The organism is Staphylococcus sp. GW823-FHT05F06 (assembly GCF_058795495.1).
In genome coordinates this window covers 109,403-128,898 of the sequence record NZ_JBXAHW010000003.1, presented here as the reverse complement: position 1 = coordinate 128,898, position 19,496 = coordinate 109,403, and the positions used below count along the sequence as shown (strand labels likewise).

Sequence of the window (19,496 nt, the reverse complement as noted above, 5' to 3'; positions counted from 1 at the left end):
TTCTGTTGCAAAGTTGAATTTATAATATAATTTTAACAAAAAGGAGTCTTCTGTATGAACTATTTCAGATATAAACAATTTAACAAGGATGTTATCACTGTAGCCGTTGGCTACTATCTAAGATATGCATTGAGCTATCGTGATATATCTGAAATATTAAGAGAACGTGGTGTAAACGTTCATCATTCAACGATCTACCGTTGGGTTCAAGAATATGCCCCAATTTTATATCAAATTTGGAAGAAAAAGCATAAAAAAGCTTATTACAAATGGCGTATTGATGAGACGTATATCAAAATAAAAGGAAAATGGAGCTATTTATATCGTGCCATTGATACAGAGGGACATACATTAGATATTTGGTTGCGTAAGCAACGAGATAATCATTCAGCATATGCGTTTATCAAACGTCTCATTAAACAATTTGGTAAGCCTCAAAAGGTAGTTACAGATCAGGCACCTTCAACGAAGGCAGCAATGGCTAAAATAATTAAAGCTTTTAAACTTAAACCTGACTGTCATTGTACATCGAAATATCTGAATAACCTCATTGAGCAAGATCACCGTCATATTAAAGTAAGAAAGACAAGATATCAAAGTATCAATACGGCAAAGAATACTTTAAAAGGTATTGAATGTATTTACGCTCTATATAAAAAGAACCGTAGGTCTCTTCAGATCTACGGATTTTCCCCATGCCACGAAATTAGCATCATGCTAGCAAGTTAAACGAACACTGACATGATATATTAGTGATTAGCTATATTTTTTACTTTGCAACAGAACCGCTCTCTGTTTATCTTCTTCATCGCCCTCATCCCATTCGCCAATATTAACAATTACTGGCGTATCACCTGTAAACTCTTTTCTCTCAGTAAATAGTTTATGGCATTTCCCAAGCATATCATCACGAACTTTCAAACAATCACTTGGCTTAGTATGGCCTTCTACTAGCTATACATATTCATTATAAACAAGTTGCAATTTACCGTTTTATAGATTTTCCTTATATTCACCACATTTTATAACAATTTCCTTAGTTTCCGTCACCATTAGCTGAATTGGTTAATAAATATAGTTATTCATTAATACCTAATAAACTTTCATCCACCGCCCTTTTCCAACTTCGGAAATACAAAAACAACCCTCTAACCATTGCTGTTAAAGGGTTGTTGCATTATTATATTATATTCTATTCCCACTCAATTGTACTTGGTGGCTTAGAGGTAATGTCATAGACAACGCGATTAACGTGGTCCACCTCATTGACAATTCGACTTGAAATCTTTTGTAAGACTTCCCAATCAATTCTAGCAAAGTCACTAGTCATGCCATCGATGGATGTTACCGCACGAATACCTACAGTATGATCATACGTACGGTAGTCTCCCATGACACCGACCGATTGAATACCTGGAAGTACTGTAAAGTATTGCCAGATATCTCTTTCAAGACCTTCCTCACGAATCACTTCACGTAAAATCGCATCTGATTCACGAACAATTTCAAGCTTATCTTCAGTAATTTCTCCAAGTACACGGATACCTAATCCAGGTCCTGGGAACGGCTGTCTCCAAACTAAGTGTTCAGGTATACCTAATTCTATTCCTAATGCGCGCACTTCATCTTTGAATAATGTATTGATCGGTTCAATAAGTTCAAATTCCATGTCTTCAGGTAATCCACCTACATTATGGTGAGATTTAATTGTTTGAGCTGTCTTAGTACCTGATTCAATCACATCCGTATATAACGTACCTTGAGCTAAGAAATCTACATCTGTTAATTTCGCAGCTTCGTCATCAAAGACATATACAAACTCATTACCAATGATTTTACGTTTACGTTCTGGATCAGAAACACCTTTTAGTTTACTCATGAAGCGTTCTTGAGCATTAACACGAATAATATTCATATCAAAACCTTCACCGAATTGCTCCATGACCATGTCACCTTCACCTTTACGTAATAGACCATGGTCCACAAAAATACATGTTAATTGGTCGCCGATTGCCTTATGTAAAAGTACAGCAACTACGGATGAATCTACTCCACCACTCATTGCACATAATACTTTACGATTACCTACTTGTTGACGGATTTTCTCAATTTCAATTTCAATGAAATTCTCCATCGTCCATTCACCTGTACAATTACAAACACGGCGGACGAAGTTTCTTAGTAAGTCGTTCCCATATTCAGTATGACGTACTTCTGGATGGAATTGTACACCGTAAATGCGACGTTTTTTATCTTCAATAGCTGCATAATTAGTACTTGGACTATCTGCAATCACTTCAAATCCTTCAGGAATTTCAATTACTTTATCAGAATGACTCATCCATACTGTTTGTTCAGAAGGTAAGCCAAAGAAAAGTTCATCTGATTTAGCGTTAATTGTAGCTTTGCCATATTCACGCTCATTGGCACGCTCAACTTTACCACCTAAAAGCTTAGTCGTTAATTGCATACCATAACAAATACCTAAAACTGGAATACCTAAATTGTAAATTTCAGGGTCGATGGTAAATGACCCCTCTTCATACACTGAATTTGGACCACCTGAAAGAATGATACCTTTAGGATTCATTCGTTTAATTTCTTCAATAGAAATTTCGTGATCATGTAATTCACTATAAACGCCCATCTCACGGATACGACGCGTAATTAACTGGTTATATTGGCTACCAAAGTCTAAAACAAGAATCAGCTCTTGCTCTTTCGCCATTTCCATAGTCATGAATCTCCTTTATTGTTTGATTTTATGTAAAAGTAAGAGAAACGCGCCTATCAATGCTCTAAATGATAGCTTTAAGTATTGTAACGTATCATTAAGCATTGTTGTTTTAAGAATTAAGCACGTTCCTACAAATGATTAATTCATCACCCAAAGTTTAACACTAGAAAGAATAGTTTGGTGATTCTTTCGTAATTTGAACATTGTGAGGATGACTTTCAGCTAAACCAGCTGGTCCCATACGTGTAAATTGTGCTTCTTCACGTAATTTTTTTAGGTTTTCTGAACCAGTATAACCCATACCAGCTCTAACGCCACCCATAAGTTGATAAATTGTATCTTGTAATGGTCCTTTATAAGCTGTACGACCTTCAATACCTTCAGGAACAAATTTTCTTGGCGTCTTATCTTCTTGGAAGTAACGATCATTTGAACCTTTTTCCATAGCACCTAAAGATCCCATACCGCGATAAACTTTATATTGTCTACCTTGGAATACTTCAGTTGCACCAGGACTTTCTTCTGTACCAGCTAACAAACTACCTAACATAACCGCATGACCACCAGCAGCTAATGCTTTGATAATATCACCTGAGAACTTAATACCACCATCAGCAATAATAGCCTTACCATGCTTACGGGCTTCTGTAGCACAATCATAAACTGCTGTAATTTGAGGCACACCTACACCTGCAACAACACGTGTTGTGCAAATTGAGCCTGGACCAATACCTACTTTAACAACATCGGCACCCGCTTCAAATAAAGCACGTGTTGCCTCTGCAGTCGCTACGTTACCAGCGACAACAGTAATTTCAGGATATGTTTCCTTGATGTGTTTAACTTGATTAATAACGCCTTTAGAATGACCATGAGCTGTATCAATAATTAATGCATCTACGCCAGCTTCAACTAGTTTTTGTGCACGAATTTCAGTATCTTTAGACGTACCGATTGCTGCCGCAGCTAACAATCTGCCATGTTCATCTTTAGCTGCATATGGGAATTCAAGTACTTTTTCAATATCTTTAATAGTGATTAATCCTTCTAAACGACCATTTTCTACTAATGGAAGTTTCTCAATCTTATGTTTTTGAAGAATAGCCTCGGCTTCATCTAAAGTCGTACCAACTGGAGCTGTTATTAAATTATCTTTCGTCATTACATCTGATATTTTAATTGAAAAATCTTCAATAAAACGTAAATCACGATTTGTTAAAATCCCAATCAACTTGCGATCCTCTTGATTATCGACAATGGGTACACCAGAGATACGGTATTTACCCATTAATGCTTCAGCCTCATACACACTTTCTTCCGGTGTTAAGAAGAACGGGTTAGAAATAACACCATTTTCTGAACGTTTAACCTTTTTTACCTCATCAGCTTGCTCTTCGACGCCCATATTCTTATGAATAACACCTAAACCGCCTTGTCGAGCCATAGCAATTGCCATTTTTGATTCAGTTACTGTATCCATACCTGCTGAGATAACAGGAATGTTTAACTTGATCTTATCTGATAATTTGACACTTAAGTCAACATCGCTTGGTAAAACATCTGATGCAGCTGGAATGAGTAACACGTCGTCGAATGTTAAAGATTCTTTAGCAAATTTATTTTCCCACATTAAAAACAGCCTCCAATTTTATTTATACTTAGTTACATTATTTCACATTTTCTTCAGTTTGTTTATACTTTATACCATTAAAAAAGAAATTTAAGATGATTGCAGAAATTGCGCCAAGCACTATACCATTTTGAGTTAACCAAGCAAATTGTTCTCCTAATCCTTTAAATGCTTGAGGTACTGCACTAATACCAGCACCTAACCCTACTGAAATTGCAATAATTAATAAATTATTTTGATTTTGGAAATTAATGTTACCCAAAATACTAACGCCGTATGCCATAACCATTCCAAACATTGCTATCATTGCCCCACCTAAAACCGGCAATGGAATAATATTAGCTAAAGCACCTAATTTAGGTATACAACCACAAATTAGTAAAAGAATAACCATTCCATATATCACATTGTTCTTTTTAGCTCCTGATAAAGAAACAAGACCTACATTTTGGGAATATGCAGTGTAAGGGAACGCATTAAATATTGAACCTAAAATGATTGCTAGACCTTCCGCAGTGTACCCTTTTCGAAAATCTTTTCTTTCTAGTTTTCTACCAGTAATTTCACTCAGTGCATGATAGACACCAGTAGATTCAATTAAACTTACAACTGCAACAATGAAAAATACAAGTATTGAGCTGACATCAAATCCGAAGCCAGAAAATCTGAATGGCACAGGGAAACCAAACCAATGTGCATCACCCACTTGTTTGATATCAACCATTCCAAATATACCAGCTAAAGCAGTACCTATTGCTAATCCTATAAGTATCGCAATTGATTTCAAGAAGCCCTTTGTAAATCTTTGCAAAATAAGAATAATGAGTAGTGTAACACCACCTAATATTAAATTCTTAGTATCGCCATAGTTTTTCGCTCCTTCACCACCTGCCAAGTAATTCATTGCAACTGGCATTAAATTGATTCCAATAATTGTCACAACACTTCCTGTTACAACAGGTGGAAAGAATTTAACTAAATAAGAGAAAAAAGGTGCAATTAAAACAACTAAGATACCGGATATTAAAAGCGAACCATATAAAACATCAAGTCCTTTCGTTTGACCGATGAGTATCATAGGTGCAACGGCAGTAAACGTACATCCTAGTACAATCGGTAATCCAGTCCCTGTGACTTTATTTGCTTGAAGAAATGTCGCTACCCCGCACATAAATATATCAACAGTAACTAGATAAGCAATTTCTTCAGCTGAAAATTTTAAGCTTGTCCCCACAATAATAGGAACAAGAATAGCCCCTGCATACATCGCTAACAAATGTTGCACACTTAATATGAAATTTTTCATTACGCTTCACCTAAAAGAGTTACCTTATTGCCTTTTAATGAAGCTACCTTACAAAGTGAAGATACATATAAGCCTGCATCTTCTAAACGTTGGCGACCATTTTGGAAACTTTTTTCAACCACAATACCCACGCCAACTGTCGTCGCATTTGCTTGTTTTACAATGTCATTAAGACCTAGCGAAGCATCACCATTAGCTAAAAAGTCATCAATGATAAGTACTTTATCGTCTGCACCTAAAAATTCTTCAGATACAATGACTGTACTCGTTTTATTTTTTGTAAATGAATGAATATCCGTGCTATAAAAGCCATCTTTCAAAGTACTAGGTTTAGCTTTTTTAGCAAATAGACAAGGAACATCAAAATGAAAAGAAGCCATAATAGCAGGCGCAATACCAGAAGCTTCAATAGTTAAAATTTTAGTAATACCAGCGTCTTTGAAAGACTCATAAAATGTTTTACCTACATCATTCATCAACTTTGCATCAATTTGATGATTTAAAAATCCATCTACCTTCAAAATTTTCTCATCGATGACAACGCCATCTTCTTTGACTTTTCGTCCTAACGACTCCACTCAAAAAACCTCCTCAAGTAAATTCAAATTCGATTCCTAGATACAAAAAAACCTCAAACTACCATTAATAGTTTCAGGATCTATGAGTGAACGTGCAATACTTTGCCTTAAAGCAAATTAAGAAGAAGATACGCATACGTAATCCTAAAAACGCTTATTAAATTTGATAAAACTTAAACAATTGCACTCAATTTATACAGGCTTATGTGTATCCTCATTTGTTACCAGTTATACCAAATGCGTTTCACTTTTATGTTGCTTTAGCGATTTAAACTGCTCTTAATGTATTGGATTGTTACTCATAGTCGTGTCGTTTATGGCGACACGGTAGAAACTTCTAAAGCCATATTCTCTAGATTATATGAGTCATATAAATTATTTTATGATAATAGCAAATTTTTGTTGTATTTTCAATATAATTAAAGAGATGTTCACGATTCAAAAAGCATCAAAATTCAGTGTAAGCGTTATATTAAAGGATGAATTATCATTGAAATGTTTTAATACAAAATTATATAATTATCTGTGTAATAGTTTTATTAAATTAGACTAGGGTATAACCATGTAAGACAACATTTTTAAAAGGGGCGATAATCATGGCAAAAATTACTGTAGTGAATAACCAAGATGAATTATATAAAGTCATCAATCAAAAAAAATCTGAAGGTTATTTAGAGACAGAATTAGCTGTTATCAGTAAAAGTAAGTTGCACTTAGATGATTTACACAACTCTCAAATCTCGTTAATGGCTACAAGTGGCTCATTTAGTGACCGTATGTCTCGTTTACTTACAGGTGAAGATGGAGAAGAAACAGTATTATCTCGTTATGATTTAACTGACAATGAACTAGAAGGATATAAACAAGATATTTTAAACGATAAAATGCTCGTTGTTGCTAACAGTGACCGTTCTTCTCATGATGAAGTTGAAGATAATAATGCTGCATATAAAGAAGTGGATATTACTCATTATGCCGCAGAGTCTGAAGGGCCTAAAGCATAATTTTATTTCTAAATTATAAAAGCATTGCACCATAATGTTTGTGTCGTCGAGCAGACATTATGGTTTTTTTTATCATTAAATAAAGCTAATTCGCTACGAATGAATAATATTAGGGAGAGGATATAACATGGAATTTAAAGTGATAGAATCAGCTAAAGATCCATTATTTAACGAGGCACTCAAATTATATGATGATAAATTGGATATTGGTTTAGATGAAGATAGTAAAATTTTTAAACGCTCACTTGAAAATAATAAAACAGAAAATGATTACGCCTTTATCGTTGGAATTGAAAACCAGACTGTAGTTAGCTTAGCAACTGCACATTACGAAGCAACAACCAATTCTGCATTTTTAATTTACTTAATCGCAAAAGAAAGCCCCAATCATGATGAAAGAATGTCCTTAACTTTAGAGGCAATAGAAAAACAATTAAACCTTTTATCACAAGAAGTTCATAATAGAGATATTAATTTCATCATGTTAGAAGTTCCAAAAGAACCCTCGACTGCTAACATCGATGACAAGCTCAGAAATGCACTAGAACATCGTCGTCAATTCCTCTTTGAAAATCAATTTGAAAAGCAGGACGACATTGACTATATTCATCCAAACCAAAACCAAGAGGAAACGCCACAAAAAGTAGATTTATTTATTAAAGCTAACATTGAATTAACAAAGGACATTTATGGTACAAGTGTCAAATCTAATTATATTCTTAAATATGTTTTTGCAAATGGCATTTCAAGAGAAATTATTTACCCTCTCCTAAAAGAAATGAATTTAAGATAGTCTGTCTAAAACACCTTGAAATCAATATTAAGAAAAGGTAAACTATCATATGAGATAAGACTGACGTTTCACTGACCGAAGACAAACGTCACCATACATAATTAAAATATGAAGGGACTTTTTCAATGTTAACTAAAGAATTTGCTCAACGTGTAGAACTAAGTGAAAAGCAGGTCCGAAAAATTGTACAACATTTAGAGGAACGAGGCTATCACCTTAGTAAAACAGAATATCGTGGTCGTGAAGCCACAGACTTTAAAGAAGATGACATCGAATTATTTACAGATATCGCTAACAAAGTTAAACAAACAAATAGTTATGATTTAGCATTTGAAGAGCTTGAAAAGGAAAAAGACTTTTTACAAGTCATTGTTAAAGACGAGGATAGCCAATTACCAACTGATCAAAATGTAGCACAACTCGTTGAAGATTTACGTTCTGAAATTCAAAAAATGCGAGAAGAACGTCAAATGTTAGGGCAAATGATTAACCAAGTTCATCAGCAACAACAGGAACTCAAAGAATTACAGACTGATATTACAACAAAATTAGATTCGAATGCCCAATCTTTAAAATCAATCCAAAATTCTCAAGAGGCTATTCAGTCAGCACAAGAACAACAATCTAAAGACATCGCTAAAGCTAACGAATTAAAAGATAGTGAATTACGCAGTCATTTTGATTCAATGTCAAATAGCGCTTCAATATCTCAGAGCAACGTCGCAAGTCAAAGCACTACAGCAAGTTTGAGCCAATCTGAATCAGCAAATGATTCAATGAGTTCATCTCTGTCCGAGTCTAACTCAATAACATCCGAAAGTAATACAAATAGCAAATCGGAAATTGAATCAAAAAGTACGTCTACAAGCGAGTTCTTGTCAGAATCAGGAAGTGTATCTAACTCAGAAAAATCTGAGTCAATTTCTCATTCTCAATCAACATCAGCTACACCTTCTTCTCAATCGACTTACCAACAACAACCTAAAGAAGAGAAGAAAGGTTTCTTTGCACGTCTATTTAACTTATAAATGATTTGTATTCATAGCTGACTCATGTTTATTCATAATATTAAATAAAAACGCGTGCAATCATGTCTTCTTATAGCATGATTGCACGCGTCTTTTTTATTAATATAAACTTCTTTACGTCCTCTTTGCTCACTTTTCTGATAAACATAAACTTCTCATTTTTCATTGTTCTAATAATCACCTTCACTCTATTCAACTTTAAATGAATCTGAAAACTATAAATCAACAACTTGAATTTCTTCTTAACCCCCTTTATTCTTATTACATATGTCGGAATACTAAAAATTAAAAAGGAGCTATATATCGATATGGAAATACTTTTTACAGTAATTAATGTCATCGTGTTACTTGTTTTCCTAATAATGTTAAATATTATGGCAAGAAAACACGTCTCATTCCCTAAACGTGTCTTTACCGCTTTAGCAATAGGTATCGTATTTGGCATTGTATTACACCTCATATATGGTGCAGAGTCTAAAACTCTCGAACAATCAACAGACTGGTTTAGTATTGTCGGAGATGGTTATGTTGCACTATTACAAATGATTGTCATGCCACTAATATTCATTTCAATTGTTGCCGCTTTTAGCAAAATACAAATTGGTGAAAAATTCGCTAAGATCGGTTCTTATATTTTTATGTTTTTAATTGGTACTGTAGCCATCGCAGCTATCGTTGGAATTTTTTACGCTTTAATCTTTGGTCTAGATGCATCGTCTATTGATTTAGGTAGTGCAGAACATTCACGTGGTACAGAAATTTCAAAACAAGCCAAAGATTTAACTGCAAACACTTTACCACAACAAATTCTCGAAGTATTCCCAAGCAATCCATTTTTAGATTTCACAGGACAACGTACAACTTCGACAATTGCAGTTGTTATTTTTGCAACGTTTGTGGGCTTTGCTTATCTTAGAGTTGCAAGAAAACAGCCAGAACATGGAAGCTTACTTAAACGTGGTATAGAAGCAATCTATTCTATCGTTATGGCTATCGTAACTTTTGTTTTACGATTAACGCCTTATGGCATTTTAGCTATTATGGCTTCTACTCTTGCGACAAGTGATTTTTCTGCAATTTGGACGTTAGGTAAATTCTTAATTGCTTCATACGCAGCTCTAATCACAATGTATATTATCCATTTAATTATACTGAGTGTCTTAGGTATCAATCCCGTTAAATACGTGAAAAAGACAATAGAAGTACTAATCTTTGCATTTACTTCACGTTCAAGTGCAGGTGCATTACCATTAAATGTTCAAACGCAAACAAAACGTTTAGGTGTACCTGAGGGAATTGCAAACTTCTCTGCAACTTTTGGTTTATCCATAGGGCAAAATGGCTGTGCAGGAATCTATCCTGCTATGCTAGCAGTTATGGTGGCACCAGTAGCAAATGTAGAAATTGACTTCCAATTTGTTGTTACACTTATTACTGTTGTTATTATAAGTTCATTTGGCGTTGCAGGTGTAGGTGGCGGGGCAACATTCGCATCAATACTCGTATTATCTACACTTAATCTACCAGTTGCTCTCGCAGGGGTACTGATATCTATCGAACCTCTCATCGATATGGGTCGTACAGCACTTAACGTTAATGACTCAATGCTAGCTGGAACAGGTACCGCACGCTTAACGAATCATTGGGACAAAAAAACATTTGACTCAAATGATTACGGCGATTTATCTGCAAATTAAATGTAAGAAAAGTGGTCATTGATCATTACGACATACAATTATAAAAAGAGCGGGGCAACATTCGTGTTGAAAATATCGCCCCACCCTAGCCTGAGACATGTATTTCTGTCTCAGGTTCTTTTTATCTTTGAATAAATCCTGCTTTTTTCAATTCATCTAACATATCTAAACGTGTTTTACGTCCTAGAAATGTTTCTATTTGTTGTGACCAATTTTCTGTACGCACACCGTGAGTACGTTCTTTATAATATTCACTCACTACTTGGTCGTATGCTTCCAATTCTTTACGTTGTTGATGCTGATTCGCATCATACTGGTCTTTATGAAAAATATGTTTAAATGGCAAGCGCGGTTTAGGTGACCCATTTTCTTCATCAGAAGGTTCACCTACTGCCATACCAAATAACGGAAACGTATAATCAGGTAAATTTAAAATTTCACGCACTCGCGCAACATCATTACGCAATGACCCTAAATAAACAATTCCATACCCCATATCTTCGGCAGCAACTGCCATGTTTTGCGCAACTAATGCAACATCTATTGTACCTACTAATAGTCCTTCTGCAGAACCATATGATGTCTCCATATTTGACGCCGCAACTTCATCTACTAAATGATGACGATAATAATCTAAAACAAATACAAATAAATAACCATTATCTAAAACATAAGGCTGACCTGACACTTCCTTTAAACGCGCTTTAATGCTTGGATCTTCAACACCAATAATAGAATAAGTTTGAAGATAACTGGATGTAGAAGCACTCTGTCCCGCCTCTACTAATTTTTCTACCGTTTCAGAACCAAGTGGTTGATTCTTAAATTTTCTAACTGAATGATGTTGTTTCATCAACTCATAAACATAATCTGACACTATACCCACTCCTATCAAAATTTACATTATTAATTATTTTATACCCTAAATGAAGTATATTTAAATCAATTTGCACACTTCACATTTAAAAGTTATCATAATAGTATAAATTTTCAGATAATTTAGGGGAGGGGTACAATATGACACTAACAAATAAAGAAGTGGCTAAAGTTTTATTTAAAGCTTATAGATATAAAAAACCCATCGATTTCATTAGTGAGAACTATCAATTAAACGAAGAAGAAGCATATCATGTACAAGAAGAACTAATTGACCAATTAACTTTCAAAGACCGTTCGACTGTTACAGGGTATAAAGTTAGTATGACTAGCAAGGCAACGCAAGCAATTGCTAACACTAACGAACCTGCATATGGAACACTCTTATCTAACCAAATTGTTAATGATGGTGCCTCAGTCTCTCTTTCAGAATTATTTTCACCATTACTAGAACCAGAAATTATCTTTATAGTGCAGGAAGACTTACCTTATGATGCTGATTTAGAAACAATTAGATATCATACCCGTATCGCGCCAGGCATTGAAATTCCAGATGCAAGATATAAAAATTGGTTTCCAAATTTTACTTTATCAGATTTAATATCAGATAATACCGCAACAGGACTTGTCGTAGTAGGTGACCCTGTAGACGGACTTGATAACGATGCATTTGCTAATGTACATTTAAATTTATATAAAGATGATAAATGCATTGCCACAGGAGAATCATCCGAAGTACTCGGAAATCCTTTAAACGCTATTCATTGGCTAATTAAAAAACTACACACGCACGGTAAACAACTTAAAAAAGGAGATATCATTTCATCTGGAACTTTTATATCTCCACTAAAATTAGAATATGGCACGTACCGTGCTGAATATAGTGGTATCGGTAAGGTATCATTTTCGGTTAATAAATAAAGTAAGTTTAATAGGGTTATTTTCACAGAAAGTCATAACAACTTGTGGAATTAACTCTATCTGCTTTATACAGATGCTAAAAAGGGAAATCCATGTATGATACATGTTATTATATATATGAAGTAGTAATAAAATTACACTTCATTATCAATAAAATAACCATAGTTGAGAATGACAACTGAATTTCAAAGTCATACACATTTGAAAATTTCAGTTTCACATTGGATTTTCAACTTTTTTTACTCGTTATTCTTTAATTAATGAGGGATTTAAAACGGCTTAATTATAGCTTTTTTATACTTTCATAGATTTTAAGAACTTCTAAAGTTGACTATTCAATGCCAAGATGTAATAATACTAAACAAGAGATTAGAATTATTATAAACAAACAATTATTTTTAAGTAATTCTAATTAACACTTAACTTTTCAGGAGGAATTTATCTATGTCTTTAATTAACAAAGAAATTTTACCTTTCACAGCACAAGCTTATGATCCAAAAAAAGATGAGTTTAAAGAAGTTACTCAAGAAGATTTTAAAGGTTCTTGGAACGTTGTATGTTTCTATCCTGCTGACTTCTCATTCGTATGCCCTACTGAATTAGAAGATTTACAAAATCAATACGCTAAATTACAAGAATTAGGTGTTAACGTGTACTCAGTATCAACAGATACACACTTCGTACACAAAGCTTGGCATGACCATTCTGATGCAATCAGCAAACTAGAATACAGCATGATTGGTGATCCTTCTCAAACAATCACTCGCAATTTCGATGTGTTGGATGAAGAAACTGGTCTAGCACAACGTGGTACTTTCATTATCGACCCTGATGGTGTGGTACAAGCAGCAGAAATCAATGCCGACGGAATCGGACGTGACGCAAGTACATTAGTTAACAAAATTAAAGCCGCTCAATATGTACGTCAACATCCAGGTGAAGTTTGCCCAGCTAAATGGGAAGAAGGTTCAGAATCATTACAACCTGGTTTAGACTTAGTAGGTAAAATCTAAGGAGGCATTAAAATATGCTTAATGCTGATTTAAAGCAACAATTACAACAATTACTTGAGCTTATGGAAGGCGACGTTGAATTCGTTGCCAGCCTAGGCTCTGATGATAAATCAAACGAACTCAAAGAATTATTAAATGAGATGGCTGAGATGTCAGCACACATAACAATAACTGAAAAATCTTTAAAACGTACACCAAGTTTTTCAGTTAATCGCCCTGGTGAAGAAACAGGTATTACCTTTGCTGGCATACCTTTAGGCCATGAATTCAACTCTTTAGTATTAGCTATACTACAAGTGAGTGGTCGCGCACCTAAAGAAAAGCAATCCATTATCGATCAAATTAAAGGGCTCGAAGGTCCATTTCATTTCGAAACCTTTGTAAGTCTTACTTGTCAAAAGTGTCCTGACGTCGTTCAAGCATTAAACCTAATGAGTGTTATTAATCCTAACATTACTCATACTATGATTGATGGCGCTGTTTTCCGTGAAGAATCTGAAAACATTATGGCAGTTCCTGCCGTCTTCTTAGATGGTCAAGAATTTGGTAATGGACGCATGACAGTTCAAAATATTTTAACTAAATTAGGAAGCACGCAAGATGCCTCTGAATTCAACGATAAAGATCCTTATGACGTGTTAATCGTTGGTGGCGGACCTGCAAGTGGTAGTGCTGCAATTTATACAGCACGTAAAGGGCTACGTACAGGTATTGTCGCTGATCGAATTGGTGGTCAAGTTAATGATACTGCTGGTATCGAGAACTTCATCACTGTTAAAGAAACGACAGGTTCAGAGTTCTCATCAAATCTTGCAGAACATATTGCACAATATGATATTGATACAATGACTGGTATTCGTGCTACAAATATCGAAAAAACAGATTCAGCTATTCGCGTAACTTTAGAAAATGATGCTGTTTTAGAAAGTAAAACTGTCATCATTTCCACAGGTGCAAGTTGGCGTAAACTAAACATCCCAGGCGAAGACCGTCTAATCAATAAAGGCGTGGCTTTCTGCCCTCACTGTGACGGACCTTTATTTGAAAATAAAGATGTTGCTGTCATCGGTGGTGGTAACTCTGGTGTAGAAGCAGCTATTGATTTAGCCGGCATCGTTAAACACGTAACATTATTTGAATACGCTTCTGAATTAAAAGCTGATAGCGTATTACAAGAACGTTTACGTTCACTACCTAATGTTGATATTAAAACGAGTGCTAAAACAACAGAAGTAATTGGTGACGATTACGTTACAGGTATTAGCTATGAAGATATGACTACCGGAGAGTCACAAGTAGTTAATTTAGATGGAATTTTTGTACAGATTGGATTAGTTCCTAATACATCTTGGTTGCAAAATGCTGTCGAATTAAATGAACGTGGCGAGGTTATGATTAATCGCGATAACGCAACAAACGTTCCTGGTATCTTTGCCGCTGGTGACGTTACCGATCAAAAAAATAAGCAAATTATTATTTCTATGGGTGCTGGTGCTAATGCCGCACTTAATGCATTCGATTATATAATTAGAAATTAATTTTTAAAACGTTATTTATCATAAATATTTTAACTTCACAGAGTTCCCATGTTGGAGCTCTGTTTTTTATTATAAAAAACCTATTGAAACAGGTATATCATTCATATAATCCGCCATAATTTAGTCATATCTAACAGTAAATGTAGTTCTAAAATATTCAAATATTTTTCGATAAATGATACTCTAATAGATGTATAAATTTAAAACACTGTTTAATGATAGAGACATAAAAGGAGTTACTCAATTCTATGAAAAAGAGAGTCATTACATACTTGATACTAGCGTTGTCTTTAACACTTGCAGCATGCTCAAATACGAACGATAACAATAATCAAGAGCATCACAGCAACGCTCATGCACCTAAAAACGCTAAAACTTTAAAGGAAAAAGATATCTTTTCTTCAAACAAAAAGGGACAAAAAATTAGCGAAAAAGAGATGAAGCAAGCTTTAGAAAAATATTTACAAGCGAATAGCGATGTACTTGATAATAAGTATGTCATGCAACATAAATTAGATAAACAAAGTGATAGTAATCCTAAAATCACAGAATCACAAGCTGATCGTCTTAGCAAGTTATCCAATTTAGCAGTTAAGAACGATTTACATTTCAAAAAATTTATAAAAAACAATCACATCCCTGAAGAATATAAAGATCCAACAGATCGCATAATTAATTATTTTCACGCTTTAAATAGTACCATTTCAAATGTAGATGAAGACATTGAGAAATTAAACTACCAACCACAAAATTCAATTAACGTTGTTGATGTACCCACAAAATATTCAGGTGATGTAAATAAAAAGCAACAAGATAAAATTACTACTTTCCTTAAGAAAAAAGGAATAGACACAGAAGTATTTAATAAATAAAACAAAATGTTTTTTCTATATCACATTATTTTACTTGCCCAAAAAAGATGTTGTACTAACATCTTTTTTGGGCTTGTTTTTGATATTCGAGTTAATTTCATCATCCCATCTTTTTGAAACATGCCTTCGCTATTTTGACAATTCAATATATTTATTACACAATAAAATTAATATAGCATATATATTTTTTCTAAATAAAAAGAAATGAGGAAAATCATTATGAAGATACGTTTAACATTTATTATCTTAGCAATACTATCCACCATCGGCTTAGTACTTGTTTTAGCAAAATATCCAACAGGCCCACACACAATCAACTATAACGAACCTTATACAGTACTCATAGCCATTACGACAATAGTTATAATGGCTTTACCAGCACTCATATTAGGTATATTTAATCATCTTGCATGTAGAATCATATCGGCGATATTACAAATAAGTGCACTGATGATGTGGGGGTTTTTAGTAATCATTAGCTTAATTATGGGACAAATTGTCATTATGCTTATGGCTTCCTTAACGATACTTGCATTACTTGTTAGTTCTATTGTCACACTTTCAGTGCACCCATCTACTTCAGATAAAATAAATTAATCAAATAAAGGGGCAAGAAAGGTAGAATTTACAGTGAAATTCTCTTTGTTGGGACCCCATCCCCAACTTGCTTTGCTTGTTGAATTTCTCAGTGAAATTCTCTTTGTTGGGGCCCATCCCCAACTTGCTTTGCTTGTTGAATTTCTTAGTGAAATTCTCTTTGTTGGGGCCCCATCCTCTTGTAAAAAATGGTTTGATATGTGTGTATATTTTTAATTCTATCATTTGACTGATTGTATGTTATGAAAGCCTGGGACATCGATAATCTATGCCCCAGGCTTCACTCACAATTCTATATTATATATAACAATATTGCTACGGTTGTTTATAGACCTCAATCATACCTTTTGATAGAGAATTAATATCAATTTAGCCAGCAATTACAATTTTACAACTCACATGATTATATATGTATTCAAAACTTCATTTCTTTTTTAATTAAATATGGATAGCAATTATGAATTTCCGTCGCTAAGGCTTCTTCCTTAGTTATCATTTTAAAATAGACGAAAAAACATCTAATTACAACTTGGTGCGCAACTATCACTACACGTCTCTGCTGTTGATTAAGCTCATTTTCAATGAAAGTAACCACTCTATCATAGACATGTTGATAACTTTCTCCTTGTGGTGCTTTTTGCGAAAAGCTATGTCTAAAGTATTTATAATTAGGATCACGGAAATATTTTTCGAACCGTTTGTCTTTACAAACTTCTTCTTTATTTTTACCTTCAAAAACACCTAACGAACGCTCTCTTAACGTCTTTGTATATATTGTTGGAATATCATAAGGAAATAGCTCCTCATACGTTTGCCTTGTTCTTTTTAAATCTGATACATATACATTGTCAATGTATTTATTTTTAAAATAAACAGATAGTTCTTTAGCGCTTTTTATACCCCTTTCCGTCAAAGGGACGTCTAACTGTCCACAAAAATATAGATACCCGTGTTTATTATCATAATTGGACTGTGACTCACCATGCCTCACTAAATAAATTTCCATTCTGTCTCCTCATTTCTGACTTAGCTACTTTTACTTAATAATAAATTAATAGATAAGCCAATTAAAACAAACCCTACAATATAATCAAATATAGCCTTGAATCTCGGTCTGCTGAATAATAATTTAATATATTGAAAGATGAATACACAAAATAAAAACCATAAGCATATAACTACAACAACTGAAAAAGCAAATAACGCAACTTCAGATTTCATATGTATATTACCGTTAGAAAGGAACTGCGGGAATATACTAACATAAAATAATAAAGCCTTAGGGTTAAGACTTGTACTTAAAAAACCTTGTCTAAAAGAAGTGATATAACTCACATTTCTGACATCAGCTAAAGCTTGTTTACTAAAATCAACAGAACTGTGCGCACTCAAAATACTTTTGATTCCGAGATAAATAAGATAACAAGCACCCAATATTTTTATTGTTAAAAAAACAAAGTGTAAACTCGTAAGTATGTATATAATTCCAAAAATAGCTAATGAAGAGTATAAAATATGCCCCGTAGTAATACCAAATGCGGCCATAAAACCATTCATTTTACTTGAATTAATAGTGTTTTTCATTACAATAATGAAATCTGGCCCAGGTACTATAATAATCAATAATGTGATAATGATAAATGTAATTAAACCGTCCATAAGAAACCTCCTCGATGTCGTTTTACAATTCATTATTACATATCACCAATGGCGAATGAAACCGAACAGATGCCTTTAAATCAAAGTAATAATTTTCTCAATTTTGTTGGAAATTTTAAAAATCAAAACCTTTAATGTTGTCAGATAAATAGCAATCTGATAATATTAAATTGTAGTTATTTAGTAACTACAAAGTCTTTTATATTCATGAACATAATACTCCTGGATGGCGTAACCCAGCGCCATCCTTTTTTATGTTTTATAACATGAAAAAAGCACCCACACCATTTTTATTGGTTTGGATGCTTTGATAACTATAATTAATGTAACTCAAACGATTAAAGACATCATCAACATCTATCATTGAGTTACGTGCGTATAGATAAACACACATGCTTTAATTGTGTTAATTGATTACTTTCAAATAATCAAGCAACACATTTTCTACCTAAATTAAACTTAATCTATACTTATTATTTTTTTCTTAGTGCTTTTAAAATTAATGAAATAATAAAGATTAAAATAATTGAACCTAATAATGCTGGAAAGATGTGAATTTTACCTAATTGTGGTCCCCATTCACCTAAAATCATAGTACCAACCCATGATCCTACAATACCAGCAATAATATTTCCTAGAATACCTCCTGGTACGTCTTTACCTAAAATTAAACCTGCGATCCATCCAATGATACCGCCGACAATAATCATACCTATTAATCCAAACATAATTGATTGTCTCCTTTACTTATATATTTTATTCACTAGTATGAGATACCCCATGTCAAAAATGATTAAACGTTTTGTAGGAATTTTTATTTTACTGATACAAGCTATTTTGTTTTTATTTTTTCAATATTTATTATTATCAACCTCAATCCTATTATGTTAAGCTATTAAAGATGACTAAAATGAACTATTTATAAAAATATTTAAAGTAGGTATTTTACATGCAACATAAAAATAAATTTCAACGTATTAACCAAATTATACAAGTTATAGGTTTCCTTTCATTTTTAGCAATTCTCACTATCATTACACTTAACTTTTTTATAAAAGGACACTTACAAGGTCATTTTGAAATAGGTTTTAATATTCAAAGTAATCAAGTCTATGTAGTAACGACACTAATCATAGTTACAATCATCTGTACTATATTATCAGCTATTCTAAACATGCTTTCTAATAAAAAACAAAATTACAAACATTAAATGTTAATGATGGTGCTACAACTTCAAAGTATAACC

20 protein-coding genes, 1 pseudogene and 1 riboswitch are annotated in these 19,496 nt (G+C 33.6%); of the genes and pseudogenes, 12 read left to right on the top strand and 9 right to left on the bottom strand.

Annotated features, from left to right (window positions below; translation table 11 throughout):
* Nucleotides 1-54: 54 nt before the first annotated feature.
* Nucleotides 55-729, top strand: a complete 675-nt coding sequence (locus tag AC1Q7N_RS03370; RefSeq protein WP_001105960.1) for an IS6 family transposase — start codon at nucleotides 55-57, stop codon at nucleotides 727-729.
* Nucleotides 730-756: 27 nt separating this feature from the next.
* On the opposite strand, the gene AC1Q7N_RS03365 is transcribed toward AC1Q7N_RS03370, so the two are convergent.
* From AC1Q7N_RS03365 to xpt, 5 genes are all read right to left on the bottom strand, one after another.
* Complete coding sequence (locus AC1Q7N_RS03365) at nucleotides 757-921, bottom strand: terminase (RefSeq protein WP_186311565.1); 165 nt, start codon at nucleotides 919-921, stop codon at nucleotides 757-759.
* Between the two features lie 271 nt (nucleotides 922-1,192).
* Nucleotides 1,193-2,734: a glutamine-hydrolyzing GMP synthase gene (gene guaA / locus AC1Q7N_RS03360; RefSeq protein ID WP_002468031.1), complete on the bottom strand. Its 1,542-nt coding sequence runs from the start codon at nucleotides 2,732-2,734 to the stop codon at nucleotides 1,193-1,195.
* A 166-nt stretch (nucleotides 2,735-2,900) separates the two neighbouring features.
* On the bottom strand, nucleotides 2,901-4,367 hold the full coding sequence (gene guaB / locus AC1Q7N_RS03355; protein WP_145376416.1) for an IMP dehydrogenase: 1,467 nt from the start codon (nucleotides 4,365-4,367) through the stop codon (nucleotides 2,901-2,903).
* Nucleotides 4,368-4,404: 37 nt separating this feature from the next.
* Complete coding sequence (gene pbuX / locus AC1Q7N_RS03350; RefSeq protein ID WP_002455896.1) at nucleotides 4,405-5,673, bottom strand: xanthine permease PbuX; 1,269 nt, start codon at nucleotides 5,671-5,673, stop codon at nucleotides 4,405-4,407.
* Nucleotides 5,673-6,251 (bottom strand): xanthine phosphoribosyltransferase, encoded by a 579-nt coding sequence (xpt, locus tag AC1Q7N_RS03345; RefSeq protein WP_001829410.1) that lies wholly within the window; start codon nucleotides 6,249-6,251, stop codon nucleotides 5,673-5,675. Before xpt ends, pbuX begins: the two co-directional genes overlap by 1 nt.
* Nucleotides 6,252-6,533: 282 nt before the next feature.
* A riboswitch (purine riboswitch) is annotated at nucleotides 6,534-6,636 on the bottom strand.
* 211 nt (nucleotides 6,637-6,847) lie between these two features.
* On the opposite strand from xpt, the gene AC1Q7N_RS03340 reads away from it, so the two are divergent.
* The 4 genes from AC1Q7N_RS03340 (at nucleotide 6,848) to AC1Q7N_RS03325 (ending at nucleotide 10,773) form a co-directional block, all read left to right on the top strand.
* Nucleotides 6,848-7,255 carry a YflT domain-containing protein gene (locus AC1Q7N_RS03340; RefSeq protein ID WP_001829411.1) on the top strand — a complete coding sequence of 136 codons (408 nt, stop codon included), beginning with the start codon at nucleotides 6,848-6,850 and terminating at the stop codon, nucleotides 7,253-7,255.
* Between the two features lie 127 nt (nucleotides 7,256-7,382).
* Nucleotides 7,383-8,048 carry a hypothetical protein gene (locus AC1Q7N_RS03335; protein ID WP_001829400.1) on the top strand — a complete coding sequence of 222 codons (666 nt, stop codon included), beginning with the start codon at nucleotides 7,383-7,385 and terminating at the stop codon, nucleotides 8,046-8,048.
* A 125-nt stretch (nucleotides 8,049-8,173) separates the two neighbouring features.
* The gene (locus AC1Q7N_RS03330) at nucleotides 8,174-9,076 is read left to right on the top strand and encodes a hypothetical protein (RefSeq protein WP_001829387.1); all 903 of its coding nucleotides are present in this window, start codon (nucleotides 8,174-8,176) and stop codon (nucleotides 9,074-9,076) included.
* A gap of 308 nt (nucleotides 9,077-9,384) precedes the next feature.
* A complete protein-coding gene (locus AC1Q7N_RS03325; protein WP_002437162.1) occupies nucleotides 9,385-10,773 on the top strand; it encodes an L-cystine transporter in 1,389 nt (462 codons plus the stop codon).
* A 121-nt stretch (nucleotides 10,774-10,894) separates the two neighbouring features.
* On the opposite strand, the gene AC1Q7N_RS03320 is transcribed toward AC1Q7N_RS03325, so the two are convergent.
* The gene (locus AC1Q7N_RS03320) at nucleotides 10,895-11,650 is read right to left on the bottom strand and encodes an NADPH-dependent oxidoreductase (RefSeq protein WP_002455899.1); all 756 of its coding nucleotides are present in this window, start codon (nucleotides 11,648-11,650) and stop codon (nucleotides 10,895-10,897) included.
* Between the two features lie 140 nt (nucleotides 11,651-11,790).
* Between AC1Q7N_RS03320 and AC1Q7N_RS03315 the strand changes: the two genes are divergently transcribed.
* The 5 genes from AC1Q7N_RS03315 to AC1Q7N_RS03295 all read left to right on the top strand — a co-directional run bounded on the left by AC1Q7N_RS03315 (nucleotide 11,791) and on the right by AC1Q7N_RS03295 (nucleotide 16,591).
* Nucleotides 11,791-12,570 carry a 2-keto-4-pentenoate hydratase gene (locus tag AC1Q7N_RS03315; protein ID WP_002455900.1) on the top strand — a complete coding sequence of 260 codons (780 nt, stop codon included), beginning with the start codon at nucleotides 11,791-11,793 and terminating at the stop codon, nucleotides 12,568-12,570.
* Between the two features lie 444 nt (nucleotides 12,571-13,014).
* Nucleotides 13,015-13,584, top strand: coding sequence for an alkyl hydroperoxide reductase subunit C (gene ahpC / locus AC1Q7N_RS03310; RefSeq protein WP_002437170.1), 570 nt, complete (start codon nucleotides 13,015-13,017; stop codon nucleotides 13,582-13,584).
* Between the two features lie 14 nt (nucleotides 13,585-13,598).
* Nucleotides 13,599-15,122 carry an alkyl hydroperoxide reductase subunit F gene (ahpF, locus tag AC1Q7N_RS03305; protein WP_492712787.1) on the top strand — a complete coding sequence of 508 codons (1,524 nt, stop codon included), beginning with the start codon at nucleotides 13,599-13,601 and terminating at the stop codon, nucleotides 15,120-15,122.
* 248 nt (nucleotides 15,123-15,370) lie between these two features.
* A complete protein-coding gene (locus AC1Q7N_RS03300; RefSeq protein WP_002437175.1) occupies nucleotides 15,371-15,994 on the top strand; it encodes an NDxxF motif lipoprotein in 624 nt (207 codons plus the stop codon).
* 219 nt (nucleotides 15,995-16,213) lie between these two features.
* A complete protein-coding gene (locus AC1Q7N_RS03295) occupies nucleotides 16,214-16,591 on the top strand; it encodes a YdeH family membrane protein (RefSeq protein ID WP_002437185.1) in 378 nt (125 codons plus the stop codon).
* 415 nt (nucleotides 16,592-17,006) lie between these two features.
* On the opposite strand, the gene AC1Q7N_RS03290 is transcribed toward AC1Q7N_RS03295, so the two are convergent.
* Together AC1Q7N_RS03290 and AC1Q7N_RS03285 are read right to left on the bottom strand one after the other, a co-directional pair.
* Entirely contained in the window at nucleotides 17,007-17,597 is a 591-nt protein-coding gene (locus AC1Q7N_RS03290; protein ID WP_002437189.1) for a histidine phosphatase family protein, read from the bottom strand.
* 20 nt (nucleotides 17,598-17,617) lie between these two features.
* On the bottom strand, nucleotides 17,618-18,250 hold the full coding sequence (locus tag AC1Q7N_RS03285; protein WP_001830914.1) for a LysE family translocator: 633 nt from the start codon (nucleotides 18,248-18,250) through the stop codon (nucleotides 17,618-17,620).
* A gap of 162 nt (nucleotides 18,251-18,412) precedes the next feature.
* Here AC1Q7N_RS03285 and AC1Q7N_RS03280 point away from each other — a divergent pair.
* A pseudogene (locus tag AC1Q7N_RS03280) lies at nucleotides 18,413-18,502 on the top strand (hypothetical protein); the annotation flags it as partial.
* 221 nt (nucleotides 18,503-18,723) lie between these two features.
* On the opposite strand, the gene AC1Q7N_RS03275 reads toward AC1Q7N_RS03280, so the two are convergent.
* Nucleotides 18,724-18,978, bottom strand: a complete 255-nt coding sequence (locus tag AC1Q7N_RS03275; protein ID WP_001832461.1) for a GlsB/YeaQ/YmgE family stress response membrane protein — start codon at nucleotides 18,976-18,978, stop codon at nucleotides 18,724-18,726.
* 221 nt (nucleotides 18,979-19,199) lie between these two features.
* On the opposite strand from AC1Q7N_RS03275, the gene AC1Q7N_RS03270 reads away from it, so the two are divergent.
* Nucleotides 19,200-19,460 carry a hypothetical protein gene (locus AC1Q7N_RS03270; protein WP_001830921.1) on the top strand — a complete coding sequence of 87 codons (261 nt, stop codon included), beginning with the start codon at nucleotides 19,200-19,202 and terminating at the stop codon, nucleotides 19,458-19,460.
* The last annotated feature ends 36 nt before the right edge of the window (nucleotides 19,461-19,496 follow it).

Bases quoted from the DNA above. Each gene is read 5' to 3' on its own strand.
- AC1Q7N_RS03300 (WP_002437175.1), top strand. From the start codon at position 15,371: ATGAAAAAGAGAGTCATTACATACTTGATACTAGCGTTGTCTTTAACA.
- ahpC (WP_002437170.1), top strand. From the start codon at position 13,015: ATGTCTTTAATTAACAAAGAAATTTTACCTTTCACAGCACAAGCTTAT.
- AC1Q7N_RS03330 (WP_001829387.1), top strand. From the start codon at position 8,174: ATGTTAACTAAAGAATTTGCTCAACGTGTAGAACTAAGTGAAAAGCAG.
- AC1Q7N_RS03335 (WP_001829400.1), top strand. From the start codon at position 7,383: ATGGAATTTAAAGTGATAGAATCAGCTAAAGATCCATTATTTAACGAG.
- AC1Q7N_RS03275 (WP_001832461.1), bottom strand. From the start codon at position 18,978: ATGTTTGGATTAATAGGTATGATTATTGTCGGCGGTATCATTGGATGG.
- guaB (WP_145376416.1), bottom strand. From the start codon at position 4,367: ATGTGGGAAAATAAATTTGCTAAAGAATCTTTAACATTCGACGACGTG.
- AC1Q7N_RS03325 (WP_002437162.1), top strand. From the start codon at position 9,385: ATGGAAATACTTTTTACAGTAATTAATGTCATCGTGTTACTTGTTTTC.
- AC1Q7N_RS03295 (WP_002437185.1), top strand. From the start codon at position 16,214: ATGAAGATACGTTTAACATTTATTATCTTAGCAATACTATCCACCATC.
- AC1Q7N_RS03370 (WP_001105960.1), top strand. From the start codon at position 55: ATGAACTATTTCAGATATAAACAATTTAACAAGGATGTTATCACTGTA.
- AC1Q7N_RS03290 (WP_002437189.1), bottom strand. From the start codon at position 17,597: ATGGAAATTTATTTAGTGAGGCATGGTGAGTCACAGTCCAATTATGAT.
- AC1Q7N_RS03340 (WP_001829411.1), top strand. From the start codon at position 6,848: ATGGCAAAAATTACTGTAGTGAATAACCAAGATGAATTATATAAAGTC.
- AC1Q7N_RS03270 (WP_001830921.1), top strand. From the start codon at position 19,200: ATGCAACATAAAAATAAATTTCAACGTATTAACCAAATTATACAAGTT.
- AC1Q7N_RS03315 (WP_002455900.1), top strand. From the start codon at position 11,791: ATGACACTAACAAATAAAGAAGTGGCTAAAGTTTTATTTAAAGCTTAT.
- guaA (WP_002468031.1), bottom strand. From the start codon at position 2,734: ATGGAAATGGCGAAAGAGCAAGAGCTGATTCTTGTTTTAGACTTTGGT.
- AC1Q7N_RS03285 (WP_001830914.1), bottom strand. From the start codon at position 18,250: ATGGACGGTTTAATTACATTTATCATTATCACATTATTGATTATTATA.
- pbuX (WP_002455896.1), bottom strand. From the start codon at position 5,673: ATGAAAAATTTCATATTAAGTGTGCAACATTTGTTAGCGATGTATGCA.
- ahpF (WP_492712787.1), top strand. From the start codon at position 13,599: ATGCTTAATGCTGATTTAAAGCAACAATTACAACAATTACTTGAGCTT.